The 21,096-nt window shown below is 64.1% G+C and carries 23 protein-coding genes and 1 tRNA gene; 5 read left to right on the top strand and 19 right to left on the bottom strand.

All coding sequences use genetic code 11. The annotated features are described in order from the left end of the window. Positions 1 to 23: 23 nt before the first annotated feature. The gene (locus ACP150_RS10340; protein WP_424966527.1) at positions 24 to 1,274 is read left to right on the top strand and encodes a helix-turn-helix transcriptional regulator; all 1,251 of its coding nucleotides are present in this window, start codon (positions 24 to 26) and stop codon (positions 1,272 to 1,274) included. Position 1,275: 1 nt separating this feature from the next. On the opposite strand, the gene ACP150_RS10345 is transcribed toward ACP150_RS10340, so the two are convergent. The 6 genes from ACP150_RS10345 to ACP150_RS10370 all read right to left on the bottom strand — a co-directional run bounded on the left by ACP150_RS10345 (position 1,276) and on the right by ACP150_RS10370 (position 5,100). Beyond that, on the bottom strand, positions 1,276 to 1,554 hold the full coding sequence (locus ACP150_RS10345; RefSeq protein ID WP_424966528.1) for a hypothetical protein: 279 nt from the start codon (positions 1,552 to 1,554) through the stop codon (positions 1,276 to 1,278). Between the two features lie 11 nt (positions 1,555 to 1,565). Continuing rightward, positions 1,566 to 2,036, bottom strand: a complete 471-nt coding sequence (locus ACP150_RS10350; protein WP_424966529.1) for a hypothetical protein — start codon at positions 2,034 to 2,036, stop codon at positions 1,566 to 1,568. 291 nt (positions 2,037 to 2,327) lie between these two features. Then, entirely contained in the window at positions 2,328 to 2,525 is a 198-nt protein-coding gene (locus tag ACP150_RS10355; RefSeq protein WP_424966530.1) for a hypothetical protein, read from the bottom strand. Positions 2,526 to 2,596: 71 nt separating this feature from the next. Next, a complete protein-coding gene (locus ACP150_RS10360) occupies positions 2,597 to 3,220 on the bottom strand; it encodes an outer membrane protein (protein WP_424966531.1) in 624 nt (207 codons plus the stop codon). A 186-nt stretch (positions 3,221 to 3,406) separates the two neighbouring features. Beyond that, complete coding sequence (locus ACP150_RS10365) at positions 3,407 to 4,192, bottom strand: LytTR family DNA-binding domain-containing protein (protein ID WP_424966532.1); 786 nt, start codon at positions 4,190 to 4,192, stop codon at positions 3,407 to 3,409. 74 nt (positions 4,193 to 4,266) lie between these two features. Beyond that, positions 4,267 to 5,100 (bottom strand): hypothetical protein, encoded by an 834-nt coding sequence (locus ACP150_RS10370; protein WP_424966533.1) that lies wholly within the window; start codon positions 5,098 to 5,100, stop codon positions 4,267 to 4,269. A gap of 361 nt (positions 5,101 to 5,461) precedes the next feature. Here ACP150_RS10370 and ACP150_RS10375 point away from each other — a divergent pair, with 361 nt between their 5' ends. Continuing rightward, positions 5,462 to 6,988 carry an ankyrin repeat domain-containing protein gene (locus ACP150_RS10375; protein WP_424966534.1) on the top strand — a complete coding sequence of 509 codons (1,527 nt, stop codon included), beginning with the start codon at positions 5,462 to 5,464 and terminating at the stop codon, positions 6,986 to 6,988. An 846-nt stretch (positions 6,989 to 7,834) separates the two neighbouring features. On the opposite strand, the gene ACP150_RS10380 is transcribed toward ACP150_RS10375, so the two are convergent. Both ACP150_RS10380 and ychF read right to left on the bottom strand, forming a co-directional pair. Then, a tRNA-Ser gene (locus ACP150_RS10380) sits at positions 7,835 to 7,924 on the bottom strand. Positions 7,925 to 8,391: 467 nt separating this feature from the next. Further along, entirely contained in the window at positions 8,392 to 9,489 is a 1,098-nt protein-coding gene (gene ychF, locus ACP150_RS10385) for a redox-regulated ATPase YchF (RefSeq protein WP_424966535.1), read from the bottom strand. A gap of 152 nt (positions 9,490 to 9,641) precedes the next feature. Between ychF and trpA the strand changes: the two genes are divergently transcribed. Both trpA and ACP150_RS10395 read left to right on the top strand, forming a co-directional pair. Next, positions 9,642 to 10,433 (top strand): tryptophan synthase subunit alpha, encoded by a 792-nt coding sequence (trpA, locus tag ACP150_RS10390; protein ID WP_424966536.1) that lies wholly within the window; start codon positions 9,642 to 9,644, stop codon positions 10,431 to 10,433. A gap of 297 nt (positions 10,434 to 10,730) precedes the next feature. Continuing rightward, on the top strand, positions 10,731 to 13,523 hold the full coding sequence (locus tag ACP150_RS10395) for a bifunctional aconitate hydratase 2/2-methylisocitrate dehydratase (RefSeq protein WP_424966537.1): 2,793 nt from the start codon (positions 10,731 to 10,733) through the stop codon (positions 13,521 to 13,523). Between the two features lie 74 nt (positions 13,524 to 13,597). Here ACP150_RS10395 and ACP150_RS10400 read toward each other — a convergent pair whose 3' ends face one another. The 5 genes from ACP150_RS10400 to ACP150_RS10420 form a co-directional block, all read right to left on the bottom strand. Then, on the bottom strand, positions 13,598 to 14,497 hold the full coding sequence (locus ACP150_RS10400; protein WP_424966538.1) for an SDR family oxidoreductase: 900 nt from the start codon (positions 14,495 to 14,497) through the stop codon (positions 13,598 to 13,600). Between the two features lie 25 nt (positions 14,498 to 14,522). Continuing rightward, positions 14,523 to 15,110, bottom strand: coding sequence for an NAD(P)H-dependent oxidoreductase (locus ACP150_RS10405; protein WP_424966539.1), 588 nt, complete (start codon positions 15,108 to 15,110; stop codon positions 14,523 to 14,525). Between the two features lie 20 nt (positions 15,111 to 15,130). Then, positions 15,131 to 15,457, bottom strand: a complete 327-nt coding sequence (locus ACP150_RS10410) for a hypothetical protein (RefSeq protein ID WP_424966540.1) — start codon at positions 15,455 to 15,457, stop codon at positions 15,131 to 15,133. A 25-nt stretch (positions 15,458 to 15,482) separates the two neighbouring features. Continuing rightward, positions 15,483 to 15,806 (bottom strand): hypothetical protein, encoded by a 324-nt coding sequence (locus ACP150_RS10415; RefSeq protein ID WP_424966541.1) that lies wholly within the window; start codon positions 15,804 to 15,806, stop codon positions 15,483 to 15,485. 283 nt (positions 15,807 to 16,089) lie between these two features. Continuing rightward, positions 16,090 to 16,494, bottom strand: a complete 405-nt coding sequence (locus tag ACP150_RS10420; RefSeq protein WP_424966542.1) for a DUF983 domain-containing protein — start codon at positions 16,492 to 16,494, stop codon at positions 16,090 to 16,092. Positions 16,495 to 16,568: 74 nt separating this feature from the next. Here ACP150_RS10420 and ACP150_RS10425 point away from each other — a divergent pair, with 74 nt between their 5' ends. Continuing rightward, a complete protein-coding gene (locus ACP150_RS10425; protein WP_424966543.1) occupies positions 16,569 to 17,162 on the top strand; it encodes a TetR/AcrR family transcriptional regulator in 594 nt (197 codons plus the stop codon). Positions 17,163 to 17,167: 5 nt separating this feature from the next. On the opposite strand, the gene ACP150_RS10430 is transcribed toward ACP150_RS10425, so the two are convergent. From ACP150_RS10430 to ACP150_RS10455, 6 genes are all read right to left on the bottom strand, one after another. After that, a complete protein-coding gene (locus ACP150_RS10430; RefSeq protein WP_424966544.1) occupies positions 17,168 to 17,668 on the bottom strand; it encodes a cytochrome b in 501 nt (166 codons plus the stop codon). A gap of 35 nt (positions 17,669 to 17,703) precedes the next feature. Beyond that, positions 17,704 to 17,913: a hypothetical protein gene (locus ACP150_RS10435; RefSeq protein ID WP_424966545.1), complete on the bottom strand. Its 210-nt coding sequence runs from the start codon at positions 17,911 to 17,913 to the stop codon at positions 17,704 to 17,706. 80 nt (positions 17,914 to 17,993) lie between these two features. Beyond that, a complete protein-coding gene (locus ACP150_RS10440) occupies positions 17,994 to 19,277 on the bottom strand; it encodes an ATP-binding protein (RefSeq protein WP_424966546.1) in 1,284 nt (427 codons plus the stop codon). Further along, positions 19,261 to 19,944 carry a winged helix-turn-helix domain-containing protein gene (locus ACP150_RS10445; RefSeq protein WP_424966547.1) on the bottom strand — a complete coding sequence of 228 codons (684 nt, stop codon included), beginning with the start codon at positions 19,942 to 19,944 and terminating at the stop codon, positions 19,261 to 19,263. The genes ACP150_RS10440 and ACP150_RS10445 overlap by 17 nt, the downstream gene beginning before the upstream one ends. Before the next feature lie 83 nt (positions 19,945 to 20,027). Next, positions 20,028 to 20,318 (bottom strand): PepSY domain-containing protein, encoded by a 291-nt coding sequence (locus ACP150_RS10450; protein WP_424966548.1) that lies wholly within the window; start codon positions 20,316 to 20,318, stop codon positions 20,028 to 20,030. Positions 20,319 to 20,425: 107 nt separating this feature from the next. Next, positions 20,426 to 21,094: a hypothetical protein gene (locus ACP150_RS10455; protein ID WP_424966549.1), complete on the bottom strand. Its 669-nt coding sequence runs from the start codon at positions 21,092 to 21,094 to the stop codon at positions 20,426 to 20,428. Between the last annotated feature and the right edge of the window lie 2 nt (positions 21,095 to 21,096).

Genomic DNA, 21,096 nt, shown 5'->3' on the forward strand with positions numbered 1-21,096 from the left:
TTCGCGCGATTTGAGGACGAGCAATGCGACCGGAAGAGATTGATGTCCATGCGCTGAGCGACCTTATCGGCGTGGTGTATGATTCCGCGCTGGAGCAGAACCAGTGGCAAAGCCTGATCACCCGGATCACCGACATGTTCCCGGGCTTCTTCGGCTGGACCAGTTCCTTTCACAACGAATACTGGCTCGGCATGTACAATGCGGATGGGTTCAACGACCTGCTGCTGGAACGCTGGGATGTGGAGCGTACGGATGACGACCGCGTCTTCTCGCAAATGCCGGACGAGCTGAACGACATGCGCCGGGTGCAGCGGCAGCGCGTGATGCCGACCCTTGGCGGGATCCTGAACTCGCGACAGGTGTTCACGGATGAAGAGCTGCACGGCTTCGAGTTCTACAAGCAGAAGATGAAACCGCTCGGCATCGGCCACTGGATCGGGCTGGCCTTTGCGGTGTCCGGTCCCCGCTACGCCACGATCGCCTTTGCCGAGATCGACGCGATGCCGGGTGAGAAGGACTATACCGGACTGCACGCGCTGCTGGAGCTTTTGTCGCCGCATGTGGTGCGCGCCATGCGGATGTCCCGGGCGCTCCATCTTGCAAAGCAGGGGGCGGATGCCTTCCATGGGTTTCTCGATGTGGTCGCGCTGCCCTTGATCGTCTGCGATGCGGAGGGGCTGATGCTTTACAGCAATGAGGCGGGGCGCCGGATGCTCGCCCGTGGGGCCATCCTCCGGATCTCTGACGCCGGGCGAGTGACCCTGACCGAGCGCCACGCGACGGACTGGCTCTATCGGTGCTTTCGCGATCTCGAGACCCGCAAGCAGACACGGGGCCTGCGGGTCGAGGACGAAGACGGGCCGGTCTCGCTCTGTGTTGCGCCCTTCCACCCGAGGATGTCCGAAGAGGTTCAGGCCGATCGGGACGTCTTCGAGAATGCCACGCTCTTTTCGATCTTTGTCGGCAGCCAGGGCACCGCGGCGGTGAACCCGGCGCTGTTGCAGGATGTCTTTGGCCTGACGCGGCGCGAGGCCGAGGTGTGCGGCCATATCGTCACCGGCCTGAGTCCGGCGGAAATCGCGGCCCTCACGGGCCGCGCGGAGAAGACCATCCGCAATCAGGTGCAGTCCGTGTTGGAAAAGGTGGGCGTGCATTCCACCGGGGCCCTGGGCGAGGCGCTCTCGGTCTTTCGGATCGTCGGGGCCATGTACGACCCGGACGACCCGATCCTCTATGCGCCCGCCCCGGGCGTCTTTTCCGGACGGTTGTCCTGAGTCAGACCATCATCCGCCCGCGTTCGTATTCGACGGAGTCGGGCATCCCCGCCAGATGGGTGATGATCGCGTTCCAGATGCCCAAGGCGTGGGCTTGCCCTGCCGTGGCCGCCTCCTGGCTTTCGTAGATGGCCATGACGATGCCCTTGCCCTCGCCCGTCCAGGCCGCCTGCATGCGGATGACGCCGGGGATGGCAGCGATCTTTTCAGAGATGCCGTCAAGCTGGGCTTCGACCGCGTCGATGTCGGTTGCTTCGAAGGTTGTGACACGTGTGTACATGTGGCGTCCTTTTACTGGAGCGTGACCGAGCCAAGCACGTCGAGCTTGCTGTCACCGGTTTCGGGGTTGGTCAGCGTCGTGAAGGTCCCACCGCCGGTAGCCGTCGCGAACTTGCCGGTGCCGCCGGACACGTGCCACGTGCCGAGGGCGGCGCGGTCTGCGGTCATGCCATGCACGGACCAGGGTCCGTACCACATATCCCCATCCGCATCGGTCCAGGAGCAGATGCCGCCACCGGTTGCGCCGGCGCCCATCGTGACCAGCATGTTGCCGGTACAGGTGCCGCCCATCCCCGCCATCGGCGTGCCGTTCTCGGGCAGGGTATAGGCGGTGTCGCTCTTGATATAGAGATGGGTGTCCCCGAGGGGGGTGTATTCGTTGCTCGCCTTGCCGAGGGTGGTGCCGCTGATGTCAAAGGATCCGCTTTCGGCGAGGGCGGCGCCACTGCTGGCGAGGATGGCGAGAAGGGTAAGAAGTTTCATTGCAAAATCTCTGTTTACGGGTGTCCGGCGCTTTCCTCCGTGCGCCGTTGACGCAGACCCAGCCTGACCCAAGGGAAGCTGCGGATGCATGGGCAATATTCCCCAAGGGGCACCCGTTTCAGACGTCCATCGCGAGGCGTCGTTCCTCCGCTGCGCCGGGGTGCGCGCGCGAATGACCCTGCTAGCCCAGAGCAGGCAAGGCTTCGCGGTCGGGGCGTGACGGAAAGAACAAGCTCACCCGCCGAGCCATGGGCCAGAGGCGACAGCCCGGGGGAGGCTCGCGCCGTGTTGTCAGCGGCTGGCGGGACGAAGGCCTGGGTGCAGCACCGTCCCGATCACAGGGATCACGCCGCTATCGGTTTCGATCTCCGCGATCATCACATTGGCAAATTCGCTGGCCGTGATGTCGACGATATTGGCCGCCTTGGATGACGTGGCCGCAAACCCGATACCAAGAACGAGCGTGCCGAGTTTGCGCCTATCCGTCATGAGGGTTCCCCAGTTTGCAAAGAGAGGGGTGGACCCGCGCACGGGTCCGACGAACCGGAAGGATCCGGGGTTCAGAACGTGAATGTCGTGCCGATGATGAGATCGACCGTCTGGTAGTCGGCCTTCAGCCTGCCACCGGGGCCCGAGAGGTCCTGCCGCCCGGCATCGAAATAGCGCAGCTCGCCATTGACGGACCATTGCTCCGAGAGCGCGTATGCAGCGCCCAGCATGATCTGGAAACCGATGTTGCCAGTGTCATTGTATTCGCCGGGCGCATTGCCGCCCTCCACGTCGAAATCGACCTCTGTGATATAGGCCAGGCCTGCGCCCAGATAGGGGGTCACCCGGCCCCCGGCGCGCGGGGCGAAGTCGTAATAGCCATTCACCGCAAGCGTGGTGGAGGCAAAGTCACCCCGTACCCCTGCGCCACCATCGGCGTCGCCGGTGCGGTAGGTGTATTCAATTTCCGAACGGAAGGGGCTTCCGGCATAGTCATAGCCGATCGCACCCCCGAGGATCTGCCCCCTGTCAAAGCCCGTGTCGCCCGGTGTCGCGCCGGAAAGATCCGTGTCCGACAGCATGGACACGCCGCCAAAGCCACGGATGTAGAAGCTGCCATCAGCCACCGCCGGAAGGGCGAAGCTTGTCAGGAGCGCTGCGGTGAGAACGGTGCAGGACAGGGATGAGAAGGCCATGTGCGAGGTCCTTTGTGAGCGTGCATTGGGCCGCCTGCCGAGCAAGCGATGCCACGACACTTCGCGCGCAAGAGGCTGGTTTCAAAGGGATCTGCACGAACGGCCCGTCTGACTGCACGAATGGCAGCCCGGGTTTGCGATCCTTTGGCAGAGGGTAGGGCGCGCGGCCGACCGCCCCCCGCAGGGTCAGACCGTGCTGCGCCGTGCCGCCTTGAGGGCCGCGCGATAGCTGCGGCTGACCGGCAATTCGACCCCGCCGATCATCCGGCAGATGACCCGCCCGTCGCCCGAGACCACCTCGTCGATCTGGTCCAGGGCAACCCAGTGGGAGCGATGGACCTGCATGCCGTTCCGGTTCTGCAACAGATCGACAGCCCGGCCAAAGGGGAACAGGATCAGCGTGTCGCCTTGGGTGGTGAAGACGCGGATGTAGTGCAGCTCTGCCGAGAGCGCCACGAGCTGGCGTCCGAGCCGCCCGGGAATACGGGACCAGAATTCGGCCGCGTCTGCCCGTTGCGGGTCGGGGTTTGCCGGGGCGTCCTGCGGGCGCGGGACACGCCGCGCGCCGCGTTCAAGCTGCAAAAGGCTTGGCGCGTTGATCAAGCTCCAGATCAGCACGAGGGGTACGAAAAAATGCGCCAGTTCAGCGCCGAGGCGGAGCAAGAGCGCATCGCCCTCGTCGTCGAATGCGCCCTCGCCGCCGAGCACTTCGTCAACGCCAAGTGCAATGGGCGCAAAGAGCAGGGAGGCCAGGATCGCCGAGACAATGACCTGCACGATGCCCGGGAGCGCCGAGAAACGCTCGATCCGTCCAAGCACCATCTGGGTCAAGGCGAGCAGGGCAAGCGCGGGGACCACATGGGCGGCCCAGAATGCCAGGGTGTTCAGGGTGCCCAACCCCTCGGATGCGCTTGGGCCGATTGAGGTCAACCCGATGGTCAGGCCGATGCCGCAGAGGATAAGATAAGGCACCCAGCCCATATTCGACCCGCGAGCGGGTGCTCTGATTTCGGGGGCGGTGGCACCGCCTCTCTTGCCATCGTCTTTCATGCGCTGATCAGCGGAATGCCCTGCAGGGCCTTGAGAAACACCATGGCGGTGAAGCTGGCATAAAGCAGCGCCGCGATCCAGATCACCCGCGCCGAGAGGATGAGCCGATCCGCCAGCAGTCCGAAAAGTGGCAGGATCTGCATGGCATGCAGTGCAAGGAAATGCGCCGGGCGCAGATCGCCCACCTCCATGGACCAGCCGAGCAGTGGCAGCTTTGGCCCATCCGCCGAGGGCAGGCCCACAAAGCGCCCGCCATTGCCCGCCAGCGTCCCGGCGACCCAGAAGGTCAGCACCATCGTCGCGATGAAGCCAAGGACGATGCCCAGCCGCAGCCGCGGTGCGAAGCGGGCGGCTCGGTCCATCCAGACCGCGCCCCCGACAAGCCCCACGGTCAGCATGAGTACCGTTGCCCCCGCGCCCATCAGCCCGTACATCATCGCGTGAAACGGCGTGGTGTCGTTGAAATGCGAGAGCTCCTGCCGCGCCGCCTGTGTGCCGATATAGGCCATCTCGAAAACGAAGGCGGCTCCGGAGGCCCCGGCGGTCGAGACCAGCAGCCAGCTTGTCCTCCAGCGCGGCGACAGGCGCTGCGTGGCAAGACCGAGGGTCGCAAAGAGCAGCGCGAAAGAGACGCTGAATTTGAACGGTTTCAACCAGACCGGCTCGCCACCGATCATCCTGTCATCGAGCATGAGCATCCCCAGCGTCAGGAGGGTCATCCCGACCGCCGCGCGGCTCAGGCGCGCGAACCCGCGGGCCGCATCGAACCGCGTGGGGATGGCGATGGCATGGGCGATGGATCTGATCCGCTGCAATCCGGTCTCCAGCATCTTGGTGCTCCCCTGTGGTATCCGGTGACCCAGATGGTGCCGCGAGAGCCGCGGACCAGCGCGCCTGCACGAATGGAGCGTTCGCGTGCACCAACCGCAACACGGGGCCCGTTGCCCGAGCCCCTCTGAGAGGGGGCATGGCGCTCTGATCCGCGCGCCCGGGGATTTCATGCCTCAATATCCGTGTCGGGCAGGACATGGTTGAACTGGTCATCGCGGCTCGCTAGCCTGACGGGGCTTCGGGGCAAGTATCTAGGTCCGCGGAAAGCCGTCATCGGCAGCCCAATCCAAGACAGACATCCTTTTTTCGGCTGTCTCATGCTCGAACCAGCGGACCTGCGAGCCAGAAGTGAGAGATCCGATGACAAAATCCCTGAAACAGCTCCGTCGTGACGCCAAGGCCCTGCGTAAGGCGCATCAGGCGGGCGAGCTGCGCGCAACCCAGCGCATTGCCAACTATCCGCCCCGTCCCGAGGGCACCGCTCTGAAATACGCGGATTACCTCCATGTGATCGCACGGGAGAACAGCTTCCCGTCCTGGCCCGCGCTCAAGCTCGCGGCGGACATGATCGGCATGGACCTCGCCGCGAAACGCCAGCGGCTCAAACTGGCGCTCTACCATGGGCAATTCGGGGTGGCGGACCAGTTGCTGGCGGACACGCCCGATCTGGCCGAGGGGGATCTGGCGCTTTGCCTTGGGCTCTATCTCAGGCCGCAGGTCCTGCAAATGCTGGAGGAGGCGCCGGAGCGCGCGACGCAGCTCATCGGGTTTCGCGCCCCGCCTTTGACGATCCTCGCCCGGTCCAAATGGATCCACCACAAGCCGGAACGGGTCGGGGACATGCTTGCCATCGCGGACGCTCTGCTGGCCCATGACGCAGATCTCGATCTCGGCGCGCCGGTCTATGACGGGACGGACTACACGCTATCGCCGCTCTATTTCGCGATCGGGCACGCGAACAACATGCCGCTCGGGCAGTGGCTGTTGGAGAAGGGGGCGAACCCCAATGATGGAGAGAGCCTCTATCATGCGACAGAGCTGGGCCATCACGCGGGGTTGGAGATGTTGCTGGCGCATGGGGCCGATCCCAAGGGTACCAATGCGCTGCTGCGCGCGATGGATTTCCACGACACGACCGCTGTGCAGATGCTGCTCGACCATGGCGCGCAGGTGGACGAGTTCGATGGGTCCCATGTGGGGGGCGAGGCACCCTGGGTCGTACCCGCGCTGCACCAGGCGGCACGTCGCATGTGTGGGGCTGATATGATCGATCTTCTGCTGCGAAACGGGGCGGATCCCGAGCGTCGCTTCGAGGGGACCACGCCCTATGCCTATGCCCGTGTCTTTGGCAATCAGGCGCTGGCCCGGACGTTGGCCGCGCGCGGGGTCGATACGACATTGACCGAGATCGAAACCCTGCTCGCGGCGGCCGCCGAGGGGGCGACGGGCGCACGGATCTCTGATCCCGCGACGATCCCCGTGGCCTATCGCAACATCATTCGCATGATCCTGCATATCCCCGGCAAGCTGGACCATGTCCGCAGTCTTGTTGCGCTGGGGGTCGCGCCGGACCTGCCGGATACCGAAGGGCTCACCCCGGTCCAGGTGGCCGGTTGGGAAGGCCTGCCCGAGGTCATGGCCTTTCTTTTGACCCAAAAGCCGGATCTGACCCATATGAACAGCTATGGCGGCACGCTTCTGTCGACGATCCTGCATGGGGCGGAAAACTGCCCGCATGGGGCAGAGCGAGACTATATCGGGTGCCTGCAGCTCGCCCTGCAGGAGGGCGTGCCCCTGCCGCGCCGGGCAATCGATCTGGCGGGGGGCGATGACATCGTGGAATTCCTGTCGGACTGGGCCGAGCGCCACCCGGAACAAGTGGTTTAGCGCGGGGTCGGCGAGGGCATGCTGTTTCGTTGGGGGTACCGGGATGCTGCGTCCGACAGTGTCAACGCGTAACGCTCTTGCGCCTTTCACCTGATCCTCGGATCGCGCTTGGGGCGGCCGCCAGACCGGAGGCCGCCTGGCTGGCGTTCCGGGTGTCGCGCGCCATGGGCATCCGGGTTTCTTTGCCATGATATGCCCGAAATCACCGCGCGCCCTTTGGCTTACCCATAGCTGGCTCAGGTGGTTTGAACCTGCTGGGCAGAGAACCGGGTGGAGCAAGCAGTACGACGGTGCCCCAATTAGTGGGGGCGACCTCGTGGCGAACGCGGGCCATCTCGATCCGGCCTGTTCCGGGATCGCGTTTGCCGATTGGGACGCAGCTCCGGGCACCTGCGCGTTGGTGCACCGAACGTTTAGCGCGCCGAAAAAGGTCGCGACCTGAGAGGGGAGGCAATCCTACGGCTGAAGATCACACCTGATGTCGACATGAACGGAATTCCGCGTCGGTTGACCTGAGCTTTGGGAGAGGCTGCGTCGGGACGGGCTGTTCCGAGTTTCCGAGTGTCAGACACGACGTCAGAGCGGCACATCGCGCGTCCTTCACCGTATGAGGGGGACTTGGACGGGGCGGCGCATCGCTCAGGTATCCTGCCACGGAAAGGATCGAGCTCGCCAAACAGACGAAGGCTTCGCCGCGCGCCAGTTCGATTGAGGTGTCACCTTGGCTCTTACGCGAGACGTTTCAGTGAGCGCCTCAGCGAATGCAGCCCCGTTTGGAACGGCAATGCGATGCCTGAGGGTCACGGGCGACTTGGCGTCATCCCATAGAAACGCATTGAATGTGGGTGGCGGAGACGAAGGGATTCGAACCCTCGAGACGGTTTCCCGCCTACTCCCTTAGCAGGGGAGCGCCTTCGACCACTCGGCCACGTCTCCGCTGACCCGTCTATCAGCGGCATGTGAGGGAAAACAAGGGCAAATCACAGCCTTTGCAGAAAATGGCGCTAGCGACGGGGCGTACAGGATGACTTGACGGGAGAGTGGCCGAGTAGCGCCCGTCGGATCCTGTTCCTGACCTGCCTGACCCACCGAATGCCGGCAGCTTTATTGCGCCGCGCCAAGATCAGGAACCGGGTCGCCGAAGAGAGGGGGCTCGGTTCTCAAATGGAAGGAAAAGGCAGCACCGGGTCTGGCACAGGCTTCGCGCGTTACTTGCGCGCGCGGGCTGTGGTCGGGGGACAGACACCCTCCGCACTGGGATCCTCAGCCGTGGCCCGAAAGCCGCGTGGCGTGCGAATGTAATCGCGTGTCGCGTCGCGCTCATGGACAAGACCGCCCGGAGGCAAGGGCGTCTGCAGGTCTCGGACTGGTGCCCGAAATGTGCCTTGGACGGCGACCGGGAGTCAGGTGTTGAACAGGAAGTGCAGGACGTCGCCGTCCTTGACCACGTAGCCCTTGCCCTCTGCGCGCATCTTCCCTGCTTCTTTCGCCGGTTGCTCGCCACCGAGTGCGACGAAGTCGTCATAGGCGATCGTTTCGGCGCGGATGAAGCCGCGCTCGAAATCGCCGTGGATTACGCCGGCGGCCTGAGGCGCATGGGTGCCTTCGGGGATGGTCCAGGCGCGGGCCTCTTTGGGGCCGACGGTGAAATAGGTCTCGAGATGCAAAAGCGCATATCCCGCCTTGATCAACCGATCGAGCCCGGCTTCCTCGAGCCCCATCTCGGACAGGAACATCTCGGCCTCGTCGGCTTCGAGCTGGCTGATCTCTTCCTCGATCTGGGCCGAGATGACCACATGGGCCGCGCCCTGCTCGGCGGCCATGGCGGCGACCGCGTCGGAATGGGCGTTGCCGGATCCGGCCGTGGCCTCGTCCACATTGCAGACATAGAGGATCGGCTTGGTGGTCAGGAGTTGCAGCATCCGCCACGCCTTGGCGTCTTCGTCATCCACCTCGACCACGCGCGCGGGCTTGCCATCCTCGAGCGCTTTCATCGCGGCCTTCATCAGACGCTCTTGCTGGACGGCTTCCTTGTCGCCACCGCGCACCTTGCGGACGATGTTCTGCAGGCGCTTTTCGATGCTTTCCATATCCGCGAGCATCAGCTCGGTTTCGATGGTGGCGGCATCGGCGATCGGGTCGACGCGCCCCTCCACATGGGTGACGTCGCCATCTTCGAAGCAGCGCAGCACATGGGCGATGGCGTCGACCTCGCGGATATTGGCGAGGAACTGGTTGCCAAGGCCCTCGCCCTTGGACGCACCCTTCACCAACCCGGCGATATCGACAAAGGTCATGCGGGTGGGGATCACCTGCTTGGATTTGGCGATCTCGGCCAAAGCGTCGAGGCGTGTATCCGGCACGGCCACCTCGCCCACATTCGGCTCGATGGTGCAGAAGGGGAAGTTCGCGGCCTGCGCGGCGGCTGTCTTGGTCAGCGCGTTGAACAGGGTGGACTTGCCCACATTCGGCAGCCCGACAATTCCCATCTTGAAGCCCATGGCGTGCGTCCTCTGCCAGATCCGGTGTCGCGGCTTCTTAGGCGGAAGGCCCCGGCGCTGCAAGCGCGGGGGGGCGGGAGATGCGCCACGGCCCATTGATTTCCGCCCCGGTTTTCGCCAAACCCCCTTGGACAGGTTCAAGCGAGGACAGAATGACCCGGATCGACGACACATTTGCGCGCCTCAAGGCTGACGGCAAGAAGGCCTTCGTCGCCTATGTCATGGGCGGAGATCCGGATTACGAGACCTCGCTGGAGATCGTGCGCGGTCTGCCGGGGGCCGGGGTGGATGTCATCGAGCTCGGGCTGCCCTTCACGGATCCGATGGCCGATGGTCCGACCATCCAGCTGGCCGGGCAGCGCGCGTTGGAGGGGGGGCAAACCCTCGACAAGACGCTGGATCTGGCGCGGGGCCTGCGCGAGACCGACACCTCCACCCCCATCGTGATGATGGGCTATTACAACCCGATCTATTCGCGCGGGGTCGAAACATTCCTGGCGCAGGCCAAGGAGGCCGGGGTGGACGGGCTGATCATCGTGGATCTGCCCCCCGAGGAAGATAGCGAGCTGTGTATCCCGGCGCAGAAGGCGGGGCTGAACTTCATCCGCCTTGCCACGCCGACGACGGATGATGCGCGCCTGCCCAAGGTGCTGCAGAACACGTCGGGCTTTGTCTATTATGTCTCGATCACCGGGATCACGGGCGCTGCCCAGGCGCAGGCGACGGATGTTGCGCCCGAGGTGGCGCGGATCAAGGCGGCGACGGATCTGCCGGTGATCGTCGGCTTCGGGGTCCGAACGCCCGAGCTCGCCGAAAGCATCGCGGGCACCGCCGATGGCACCGTGGTTGGCTCGGCCATCGTCAAGATGGTGGAAGAGGGCAAGCCCGTGCCCGAGATCCTCGCCTTTGTCGCGGACCTTGCCGCGGGGGCGCATCGCGCCTGAGTCGCTGCGCGGGTGCATTGCCTGCGCGTTGCGCGGCTGCGCATCCGGTAGGTGCCGGATCAGACGCGTCCAGCTGGTGGCAAATCCGCGCATTCCGACCTTGGTCGGCTGCGAATCCGTTCCTTGAAAGGGCTTTTCATGCTCTGGTCGTCGAGGTGGGCGATATGTCGCCTTTGGCTGATCTTGCCAGGTTCCAGCTTTTAGTATACCGCCGCATACAGTCCGTCTTTTCCCGGTTCCGGACCCTGTGTGCGAGCCGGTGTTCAAGCTCTAGCCAACACATATGTGGGGATCCCAATGAGCCTCTATTCCGAATACCTGACAGAGATCGAAACGCGCAAAGAGCAGGGTCTTAACCCCAAGCCGATTGATGATGGTGCGCTGACCAGCGAGATCATCGCGCAGATCAAGGATACGGGGAACGCGCATCGCGCCGACTCCCTGCAGTTTTTCATCTACAACACATTGCCGGGCACCACCGCCGCCGCACGCCAGAAGGCCGATTTCCTCAAGGAGATCATCCTCGGCGAGGTCGAGGTTGCCGAGATCACACCGGCCTTTGCCTTTGAGCAGCTGTCCCACATGAAGGGCGGTCCGTCGGTCGAGGTCCTGCTGGATCTTGCGCTTGGCGAGGATGCCGGGATCGCGGCAGATGCGGCGGACGTGCTGAAGACGCAGGTCTTTCTCTATGACGCAGACACTGCGCGCCTCAAGGACGCGCTGGATGCGGGCAATGCCGTGGCCAAGGACATCCTCGAGAGCTATTCCGACGCCGAGTTCTTCACCAAGCTGCCCGAGATCGACGAAGAGGTGAAAGTCGTCACCTATATCGCCGCCGAGGGCGATATCTCGACCGACCTCCTGTCGCCGGGCAATCAGGCGCATTCGCGTGCCGACCGCGAGCTGCACGGCAAGTGCATGATCTCGGAAGCAGCCCAGAAGCACATCAACGAGCTCAAGCTGCAGCATCCGGACAAGCAGGTCATGCTGATCGCCGAGAAGGGCACCATGGGTGTGGGATCGTCGCGGATGTCGGGGGTGAACAACGTGGCGCTCTGGACCGGCAAGCAGGCCAGCCCCTACATTCCCTTCGTCAACTACGCCCCCATCGTGGCGGGCACCAATGGCATCTCGCCGATCTTCCTGACCACCGTCGGTGTGACCGGTGGGATTGGGGTCGACCTGAAGAACTGGGTCAAGAAAGTCGACGAGAATGGCGAGCCGATCCTGAACAATGACGGCAACCCGATCCTCGAGCAGAAATACTCGGTCGAGACCGGCACGGTCCTGTCGATCAACACCAAGGCTCAGAAGCTCTATTCCGAGGATGGCGGCGAAGAACTGGTCGATATGGCCGACAGCTTCACGCCCCAGAAGATGGAGTTCATGAAGGCGGGCGGCTCCTATGCCATCGTCTTCGGCAAGAAGCTGCAGACATTCGCCTGTGAGGCGCTGGGCATCCCGCTCAAATCCGCCTTCGCCCCGGCCAAGGAAATCTCCCATGAGGGGCAGGGCCTGACCGCGGTTGAGAAGATCTTCAACGCGAATGCGTTGGGCGTGGCTTCGGACGCGCCGCTGCATGCGGGCTCGGATGTCCGGGTGAAGGTCAATATCGTGGGCTCGCAGGACACCACGGGCCTGATGACCATGCAGGAGCTTGAGGCGATGGCGGCCACGGTGGTCTCGCCACTGGTGGACGGCGCCTATCAGTCGGGCTGCCACACGGCCTCGGTCTGGGACCTCAAGGCGCAGGCGAACACCCCGCGTCTGATGAAGTTCATGAACGATTTCGGGCTCGTGACCGGTCGTGACCCGAAAGGCGCCTATCACGCCATGACGGACGTGATCCACAAGGTGCTCAACGACATCACCGTGAGCGACTGGGACATCATCATCGGCGGCGACAGCCACACGCGGATGTCCAAGGGCGTGGCCTTTGGCGCGGATTCCGGCACGGTCGCGCTGGCGCTGGCCACAGGCGAGGCTTCCATGCCGATCCCTGAGACGGTGAAGGTGACCTTCAAGGGCGAGATGGCGGACCATATGGACTTCCGCGACGTGGTCCATGCCACGCAGGCCCAGATGCTGGAACAGCATGGCGACAACGTCTTCCAGGGACGGGTGATCGAGGTGCATATCGGGACGCTGCTGGCGGACCAGGCCTTCACCTTCACGGACTGGACTGCCGAGATGAAGGCGAAGGCCTCTGTCTGCATTTCCAATGACGAGACGCTGATCGGGTCGCTGGAGCTGGCAAAATCCCGGATCCAGATCATGATCGACAAGGGGATGGAGCATGACAATGGCACCCTCGCGCGGCTGATCGCCAAGGCGGATGCGCGCATCGCCGAGATCAAGTCGGGCACGAAGCCCGCGCTGGTGCCCGATGCCAACGCCAAGTATTTCGCCGAAGTGGTGGTGGATCTGGATGCCATCAACGAGCCGATGATCGCCGACCCGGACGTGAACAATATCGACGTCTCCAAGCGCTATACCCATGACACGATCCGTCCGATCTCGTTCTACAACGCCGAGAAGAAGGTGGATCTGGGCTTTGTCGGCTCCTGCATGGTCCACAAGGGTGACATCAAGATCGTGGCCCAGATGCTGCGCAATCTTGAAGCCGCCCAGGGCAGTGTCGAGTTCAAGGCCCCGCTGGTGGTGACCGCGCCGACCTACAACATCATCGACGAGTTGAAGGAAGAGGGCGACTGGGAAGTCCTGCAGAAGTATTCGGGCTTCGAGTTCGATGATTCCGCGCCCAAGCAGACCGCGCGTACCGAGTACGAGAACATCCTCTATCTCGAGCGTCCGGGTTGTAACCTCTGCATGGGCAACCAGGAGAAGGCCGCCAAGGGCGACACGGTTCTGGCCACCTCGACCCGCCTGTTCCAGGGCCGCGTCGTGGCCGATAGCGAAACCAAGAAGGGTGAGAGCCTGCTGGGTTCGACCCCGGTGGTTGTCCTCTCGGCCATCCTGGGCCGGACACCGACCATGGACGAGTACAAGACCGCGGTCGACGGGATCGATCTGACCAAGTTCGCCCCGCCGAAGAAGGCGCCGATCGACTCGCTCTCCGTGCATTACTGAGCGGCGCGCCCGCCCGGGCGTTCAGATAGGTTCAAAGGCTGGCCGTGGTGACGCGGCCAGCCTTTTGCGTTGGTTCAGGGCGTCTGCGGACGGGCGGGGGGCGAGGTGTCGGTCCGGTTCCGGCGGAGCTGAACCTCTTCGGCGAAATGCGTGCTCAACCGTTTGCTGCCACGCGGCGGGGCGACCATGTCCTGCCCGAGCGCGCTCAGGAAAAACAAGGCGGGCCCGTGGATATGGGCCGGCGTAACCGAAGGCAGCAGTTTGATGGCAGCACGCCGGATCCAGTCCGGCAGGCGCGTGATCCGTGGCGGCGTTCCCAGGGCGGCAAAGGCCGCCTCGGCCAGCTCGGTTTGGGTCAGGATGTCAGGCCCGCCCATGGGGGCGAAGCGCCGCCCTTCGGCAATCGCCTCGGCCAGCGCGGCGGCCAGATCCGCCCCGTCAATCGGGTTGAGGCGGTGCTGCCCCGACCCAAAGAGCCAAACCCGCCCCGCCTGCGCCATGGCCAGAAAGTCGCTCATATCCGAAAAGAAGCCCGACGGGGCGATGATCGTTGAACGGATCGGCGCCGCAGCCAGCCTGTCTGCGAAGGCCTGTTTGGCGGCTGCAAGCGGGACATCGGGCATCTTGTCGGCGTTCAGCACATGGATATAGGCGAAGTGCGGGACCCCGGCGGCGAGTGCCTGGTTCAGGATGTTCAGGTTCGCCTGATAGTCCACATCCCAATAGCCCAGCCCGTCCCGCTGGCGCGTGATGCCGAGGGTCGAGATCACCAGATCCACATCCGCCATCACCCCCTCCAGACTATCGGGATCTGTGGCGGCGCCCTCGAACAGTTCCTGCGCCTCCAGATGGGTGCCGCGCGCCTTCTCCGCATCGCGGACCAGCGCACGCACATGCCAACCCTTAGCCTTGTAGTGGCGCGCGATATGGCGGCCGAGATAGCCGGTGGCCCCGGCAACGAGAACGGTTTTCATGGTGGTTTCCTCCGAATATGCGGTTTCAGGCGGCCTTCAGCCCGAGCTGGCGGACACGTGCCTGCCATGCGGCGACGGTGCGCGCATCGGGGTGACTGGCTTCGGCAAACTGGGTGACGCGGGTGGGTTTGATCCCGATGAAGCTGAAGATCTGGCAGCGCAACTGCGTCAGGATCGCGTTGTGATAGACAAGGCGCAGCAGCCAGCTCTGGGTGTCCGATGTCAGCAGCACGCGCGCCGTCCGACCGGTGAACATGGGACGGGGCAGGCCAAACCGACGACTGCGCGTGTCAAAGGCGCGTCCGGGCAAGAGCGCACGGTCGAACAGCCCCTTGAGCTTGGCAGGCAGCCCGCCCCACCACATCGGCGTGGCAAGGACGACATGGTCACTCCACTCGATATCGCGCAGCACGCCGTCGAGAGCGGGCTCGAGGGGTTTGAGGGTCTGGTAACCGCCCGCGCCGAAATCGCTGTCAAAAGTCAGATCGGGCAGGTGGGTCATCCGGACCTGGTGCCCGGCCTCCTCGGCGGCTTCGGCATAGCTGAGGGCGAGACTGCGCGAGAGCGATGTCGCCCCGGGATGGCCGTTCAGGATGAAGATGCGTTTGGACATGGGATCGCTTTCGTTTGGGGTCAGCCGATGACCGCGTGCCCGCGGGCGCGCATGCAGGCGATGACGATTTGCTTTCCGTCGCCGGGCGCGGCGGCGTCATTTTCGAGCGTGTTGTTGATCCGCTCCTCGCCGATGCGGGCGTCGTCCTCCACGGTGCCGAAGAGGCTGCCGATTTGACGATCGCGCAAGGACTGCGCGCGGGCGAGGTTCTGACACATGCCCAGATCGCCGGGGAAGTGCGCGTTGCGCGTCCCCTCCACGAGCGGTGTGTAGCGGGCTCCGGCATCGGTGCAGCCGGAGGTCAGGGCGATCAGGGCGGTGAGGGTCAAAGTCTTGAGGGTTTCCATGGGGTTGGCTTTCTCTTGAAAGGGGTCACACGCGCGCAAGCGCAGAGGGTTCTTCGCACATGGCATGGCCCATCACCCTCTTCCCGAGGTGGCAGGGGATGAACCATTTGCGCCCGGTGCCGAGCGGCAGGAGGTCAGATGCCGCGCCTACGGCGGGCACGGTCAACAGGGGGGCGAGGGCCCGGCGCCGGTGAAGCGGGGTGGCAAGGCACAGCCAGACCGCGAGCTGCAGGAGCATGGACCAGACCAGCTTGTTGACTGCGGATCCGCCAAGAAACTCTGCGACGAGGATCTCGTGAATGTGCAGCGTGGTGAAAAGCGGTCTGGATCTTGCGGCACGTAGCATCATGCCCTCACAGGGTCTTGCAGGCGTTTGGTAGACCCTTTGCAAGGGTTCGGCATGTGGGCCGCGGCCCCGCCGCGGATGGACAGCCAAAGGATCAGCACTTTCACCAGCGCCGCACCGCCATCGCCGAGTAGGCGTACCGCTTGGGGTGCGCCACTGCCTACCAGCGGGCTGGTCGCGCCGTGATCTTCCCACCGAACCGAGGGGAGGGAAGCTTGGGGTGAAATCGACATGCTCAATCTTTTCATGACTGGACGTTCGGTCAAAAAACCGGGAAAAATTGGGTCTAGAAGCCGTGCAGGTGTCTGGCCCATTGCAGGCCGATCATCGCGCCCTTGATCCGCGGAAGCAGGTAGAGCGACAGCGCAACCGCCAGGACCGAAAGCCCTGTCGCCATCACGCCCGGGTGCAGATCCCAAAGACGGTAGAGCGGCACCATCAGGGGCACCACGATATGCCCGACAATCACGATGGTCAGGTAAGCGGGCCCGTCATCAGCGCGCTGGACACTCAGGTCGAGGCCGCAAGCCTCGCAGTTACGTGCCACGCTAAGCCGTCGCTCAAACAGCCGTCCCTTCCCGCAACGTGGGCAGGTTCCGCGCCACCCGCGCAGCAGGGCAGGCTTGGTCTGTCGTTCTGTCATCGTCTCCATGATATCCTCCGAATCGTTTATGACTGGATGGTCGGTCATGTACGTCTTTTATGACTGGACGTCCAGTCATAATTGTGGAACTCTTGCCTCACCTCAGCAAAATGCAGGATATGATGCCCAAGATTGTCGACCGGGAAGAGATGCAGCACGGCATTCTCGACGCCGCCATGAAAGTCTACGCCAAGCGCGGCTACCACGCCGCGACTATTGCCGATGTGGCCAAGGAGGCCGGGCTCGGCAAGGGGACGCTCTACCTCTACTTCAAGAACAAGGAGGCCATCGCGCTGGCCATGGTCGACCGGCATTTCAAGGGGATGGAGGGGCGGTTCTTTCAAGAGCAGATGCCCGACAGCCTCGACACCTTTGCCGCGAACCTGTCGGAGACCATGAACATCCCCGACGAGCATGCGCGCTTTGTCCGTGTGTTTTTCGAAGTGTTCGGCCCGAGTTTCGCGTCAGACGCGTTCAGCGCCAGGGTCGCGGATTTCTTTGAGCAGCTGGGCGATCACTACGCTGGCCATATTCGTCATCTGCAGGCCATTGGCCAGATCCGGGACGACGCGGATGCCCAGAAACTGGGCCGGGTCTTTGCCAGTCTCATCGACGGGATGATCCTGCACAAGGGGTTGTTCAGCATCCCGTCCGAGCGGCACGACGCCCTGCGCCGTGAAGCTCTGGAGATGTTCGTGCGGGGCCTCGTGGCCTGATCCAGTCAGACCGGAAGCGCGCCGGTCATGCTCTCGAGCACGCCATCGCGTCGGATCAGCTTGTGCCAGAGCGCGCCGGCCACATGGACCAGCAGGAAGAGCGGCAGCGCCGCGAGGGCCAGTTCATGCAGACCCAGCATCGCGCCCAGAAACAACCCGCCCAGGATCGGGGTCGCATAGGCGAGGGCAATCCCCAGCCCGGACAGCACGATCAGGAACACGCTTGCATAGAGCCCGCCATGCACGACGCGTGACGCCGCATGCTCCCATCCCGGTGCGGCCTCGGGCAGGCGGCTCGCACCCGCCACGGCTTTCGTCCAGAGCAGACGCAACAGGAACACCGCGCCGAGACTCAGGGCAAACCCAATCTCGAAGCGAAAGAGCGCCGGATCCGCGAGTTGCGTCACCGAGTCGAGCCCTTTGACATAGCCGAACCCGAGAAGGGCCGCCGAGACCCAGTGCAGGGTCTTGGTCACAAATCCATGGGGCGTCGCGGTCTGGGGCATCTCATCGCTCTCGGTTGGGGGGGCAGGGTGTGAGGTCAGATCGTCTGGGCGTCTGCCTTGGCGATCTCCTCTTCGGCCAGCTTGGTCACAAACGGCGCGGCCAGCAGGCCAAGGCCCAGTGCGATCATCCCACCCATGGCGAGCAGGGCCAGAACGCCGAGGCCCAGCCCGGCCAACGCGCCCCCGACCAGCAGAACAACGGCGCCAGCGAGGATAGAGGTCATCTTGTTGAAAAACTCGGTCATGTCAGGGTCTCCAGTGTCATCTCGTGTGTTGCGATGAAACTGATATGGAGGTCCGCTGTTACGGGGCTCTGACTGCGAGTTTACAATTCTGCAAACTTCAGGCTGACGCGCAGGCCCGTGGGGGTGTTCTCGGACAGAACCAGCCTGGCGCCGTGTCGATCCGCGACCGCGCGCACCAAGGCCAGGCCCAGTCCGCTGCCATCGCTTTGCCGGGCCGCGTCGACACGCACCATGGGCTTGATGATGTCACCGTAGCGCGCCGGGTCGACGCCCGCGCCGTTATCGGCGACGCCGATCTCAGCACCACGGACAAAGAGCGTGATCTCGTCGCCGCCATAGACCAGCGCGTTCTGGATCAGGTTCGCCATGGCCTGGATCAGCATCTGCCGGTCTGCGGTCACCGTGGCGGTTGCCTCGATGGCGCGCACGGGCCGCTTGCCCTCCTCTTCGATCACAGGGCCAAAGATCTCGGACAACTCCTCGGCCAGCGCGCCGAGATCCACAGGCTCAAACCCCTCGCGGCCCTGCCCGGCCTCGATCCGCGCCACACGCATGATCGTGTCAAAGATCCCGGCCAGACGGGACGCCTCCTCTAGGGCTGCTCCGCGTTCGGGCCCGTCGGGGAGCGCCTCGAGCCGGGCGCGCAGCCGCGCCAAAGGCGTGCGCAGGTCATGGGCGAGGCTCGCGCTCAGATTGCGGGTCTGGGCCACCAGCCGTTCCAGTTCGGCCGCGGCCATGTCCAGTTGCCGCGCGATATCGTCCAGATCGTCGATGGCTCTCGTGCTGCCGGTGCGGGCCTGCAAATCCCCGGCTGCCAGCCGGTCGAGCGTGTCGGTGATCCGGATCATCCGGCGCTGGGCGACCAGCCCGATCCCAAGCCCCAGCGCGAGGTTCAGTCCAAGCACCAGCAGGGCCGTGGTCCAGAGCACCCCGCCCAAAAGCTCCAGCGCCTCGTCGCTGTCGTCGAGCGGCAGCGCGAGGAGGATTGGCGTGCCTTTGCTGTCTGGTGCGACCATGACGCGCCAGTCTTCCGAGCGGCGGAAGTCATCGCGCAGGCTGACGGTGCCACCACCCCGCGCGGCGACGCGTTCAAAGGCCGGGGGCAGGTCCCCAAGGGCGTCCAGAGGGCGCACGATCACGGCGAAGGACTCGCTCGGCACATCGTCGATTTCCATCGCCGCGGCCAGTCCGCTCAGCGAGTCGTCGACCCGGCGCAACAGCGCTTCGCGCCCGATGCTGAGCGCGATGAGAATGGCCACCACCATCCCGAGCGTAAAGATCCCCGACAACAGAAGGGTCAGCCGCAGGGTCGAGGACCGCCGCAGCCAGCGCAGTCGCGCCGTGAGGCTAGCGACCAAAGACATAGCCCTCCCCGCGCCGGGTCCGCAGAAGCGGGGCGTCGAAGGGTTTGTCGATCTTGGCACGCAGGCGGCTGATATGCGTCTCGACCACGCTCGTGGTCGGGTCAAAGCTCATGTCCCAGACCTGTTCCAGCAGCATGGTGCGTGTGACCAGCCGTCCGGGCCGCCGCATGAAATACTCCAGCAGTTTGAATTCCTTGGCCATGAGCTCGATCACCTGCCCCTGCCGCTCGCAGCGCCGTGCCAGCAAGTCGAGACTGAGATCGCCGAAGCGCAGCACGGTTTGGGCCGCGGCTCCGGCCTCGCCCCCATCCCGGCGGCGACCCAGCGCGTTGACCCGCGCCGAAAGCTCCGCAAAGGCGAAGGGCTTGGTGAGGTAGTCATCGCCACCGGCCTCGAACCCCTCGACCCTTGCATCCACCTCGGCCAGCGCCGTCAGGAACAGCGCCGGCGTGCGGTCCTTTGAGGCGCGCAGGGATTTCAGCACCGCCAACCCGTCGAGGCCCGGCACCATCCGGTCGAGGATGAGAAGCTCGTATTCCGTCCCCATGGCTGCCATCAGGGCGTCCTTGCCATCCGAGAAGTGATCCACCGTATGGCCTTCTTCACGCAGGCCCCCGGCGATCCAGGGGCCCAGCTGTGTATCATCTTCGAGAAGGAGTATGCGCATACAAATCCTTAAGCCGGATCTGGCCCAAGGGGAAGGCTGGGCCGGCTTGCGGCCCCCAAACCCGGGGGCCTGCGCCCGGGGCGTCATCCCTCTCGCTCGATCTCGAGGATTTCGCCGGTTTCTGCAGAAATCTCGACCTCCATCTCGATGCCATCGGCCCCGAGGATCTCGATCTCGTAGATCAGCTGGCCGTCATCGCGCTCCAGTTCGGCCTCTTCGAAAGTGCCGGGCACCTCGGCCAGGGCGATGGCTACGGCCTGCTCTTCGGTGAGCGAGACCTGCTCGGCCACGGAATGGGCGGAGACCGTTGTCATCAGGCTTGCGGCGCCGAGCAATCCAATCAGGGCACTTGCGGTGATGGTCTTCGGGGTCATGTGTTTCTCCTTGTGGGGCGAAGGCGGTGTGCCTTCCGATACACAGGAGATGGGAGGCCCGGGTTACGTCGCCCTTGGGCCAAGTTTACAATTCTGTAAGCTGGCGATCAGTGGCCGGTCAGGGCCGAAAGCAGTCCAAAGATTCCCACGGCAATCAGGCTGAGCGCCCAGACCAGATCGAGGTTGAACCAGGTCTTGGACAGGAATTTCAACCCAAGCCACAGGTAGATCCCCACCGCGACCACGCCGCCCGCGAAGGTCATGGAAAACGTATGGGCCAGCGCCACGAGAAACGCCGTTGTGATGTTGTTGCTCATCAGGCTCTGCGCGGCCAGATGCCCGGTCTCATCCGCGCCGATGGCACAGATCCCGAGATAGATCGGCACCAGCATCAGCCCGGCCCCATGGGCCATGGCCGCAAGAAAGGACCAGAGAGCCAGCCGCGCTGGGTGGACCCGTGCGAGAAACTTCGGGTGGCGCCGGTTGATCAGCAGATAGACTCCCATGGCGATCACCAGCAGCCCGGCGACGATGCGGATCTGCGCCTCCCATTCCACAAGGAAGATCATCACCGAAAACGGCAGCAGGATCCCGATCATGGCGAGGAAATGCCCCGCCGCCAGCATGGCCAGCGCCTTGGGCAGAGCGCTGTGCTTGCGCTCCATCAGGGCGGCCGAGACCGCGAGGGGCCAGCCCATCCCGGGATTGATCCCGTGATAGAAGCCAGAAAAAATGACAGCCCACCAAAGGGCTGTCACAGAGGTGATGTCGTCCATGC

Origin of the sequence: Dinoroseobacter sp. S375, assembly GCF_049800775.1 — a bacterium.
Lineage (GTDB): Bacteria > Pseudomonadota > Alphaproteobacteria > Rhodobacterales > Rhodobacteraceae > Dinoroseobacter.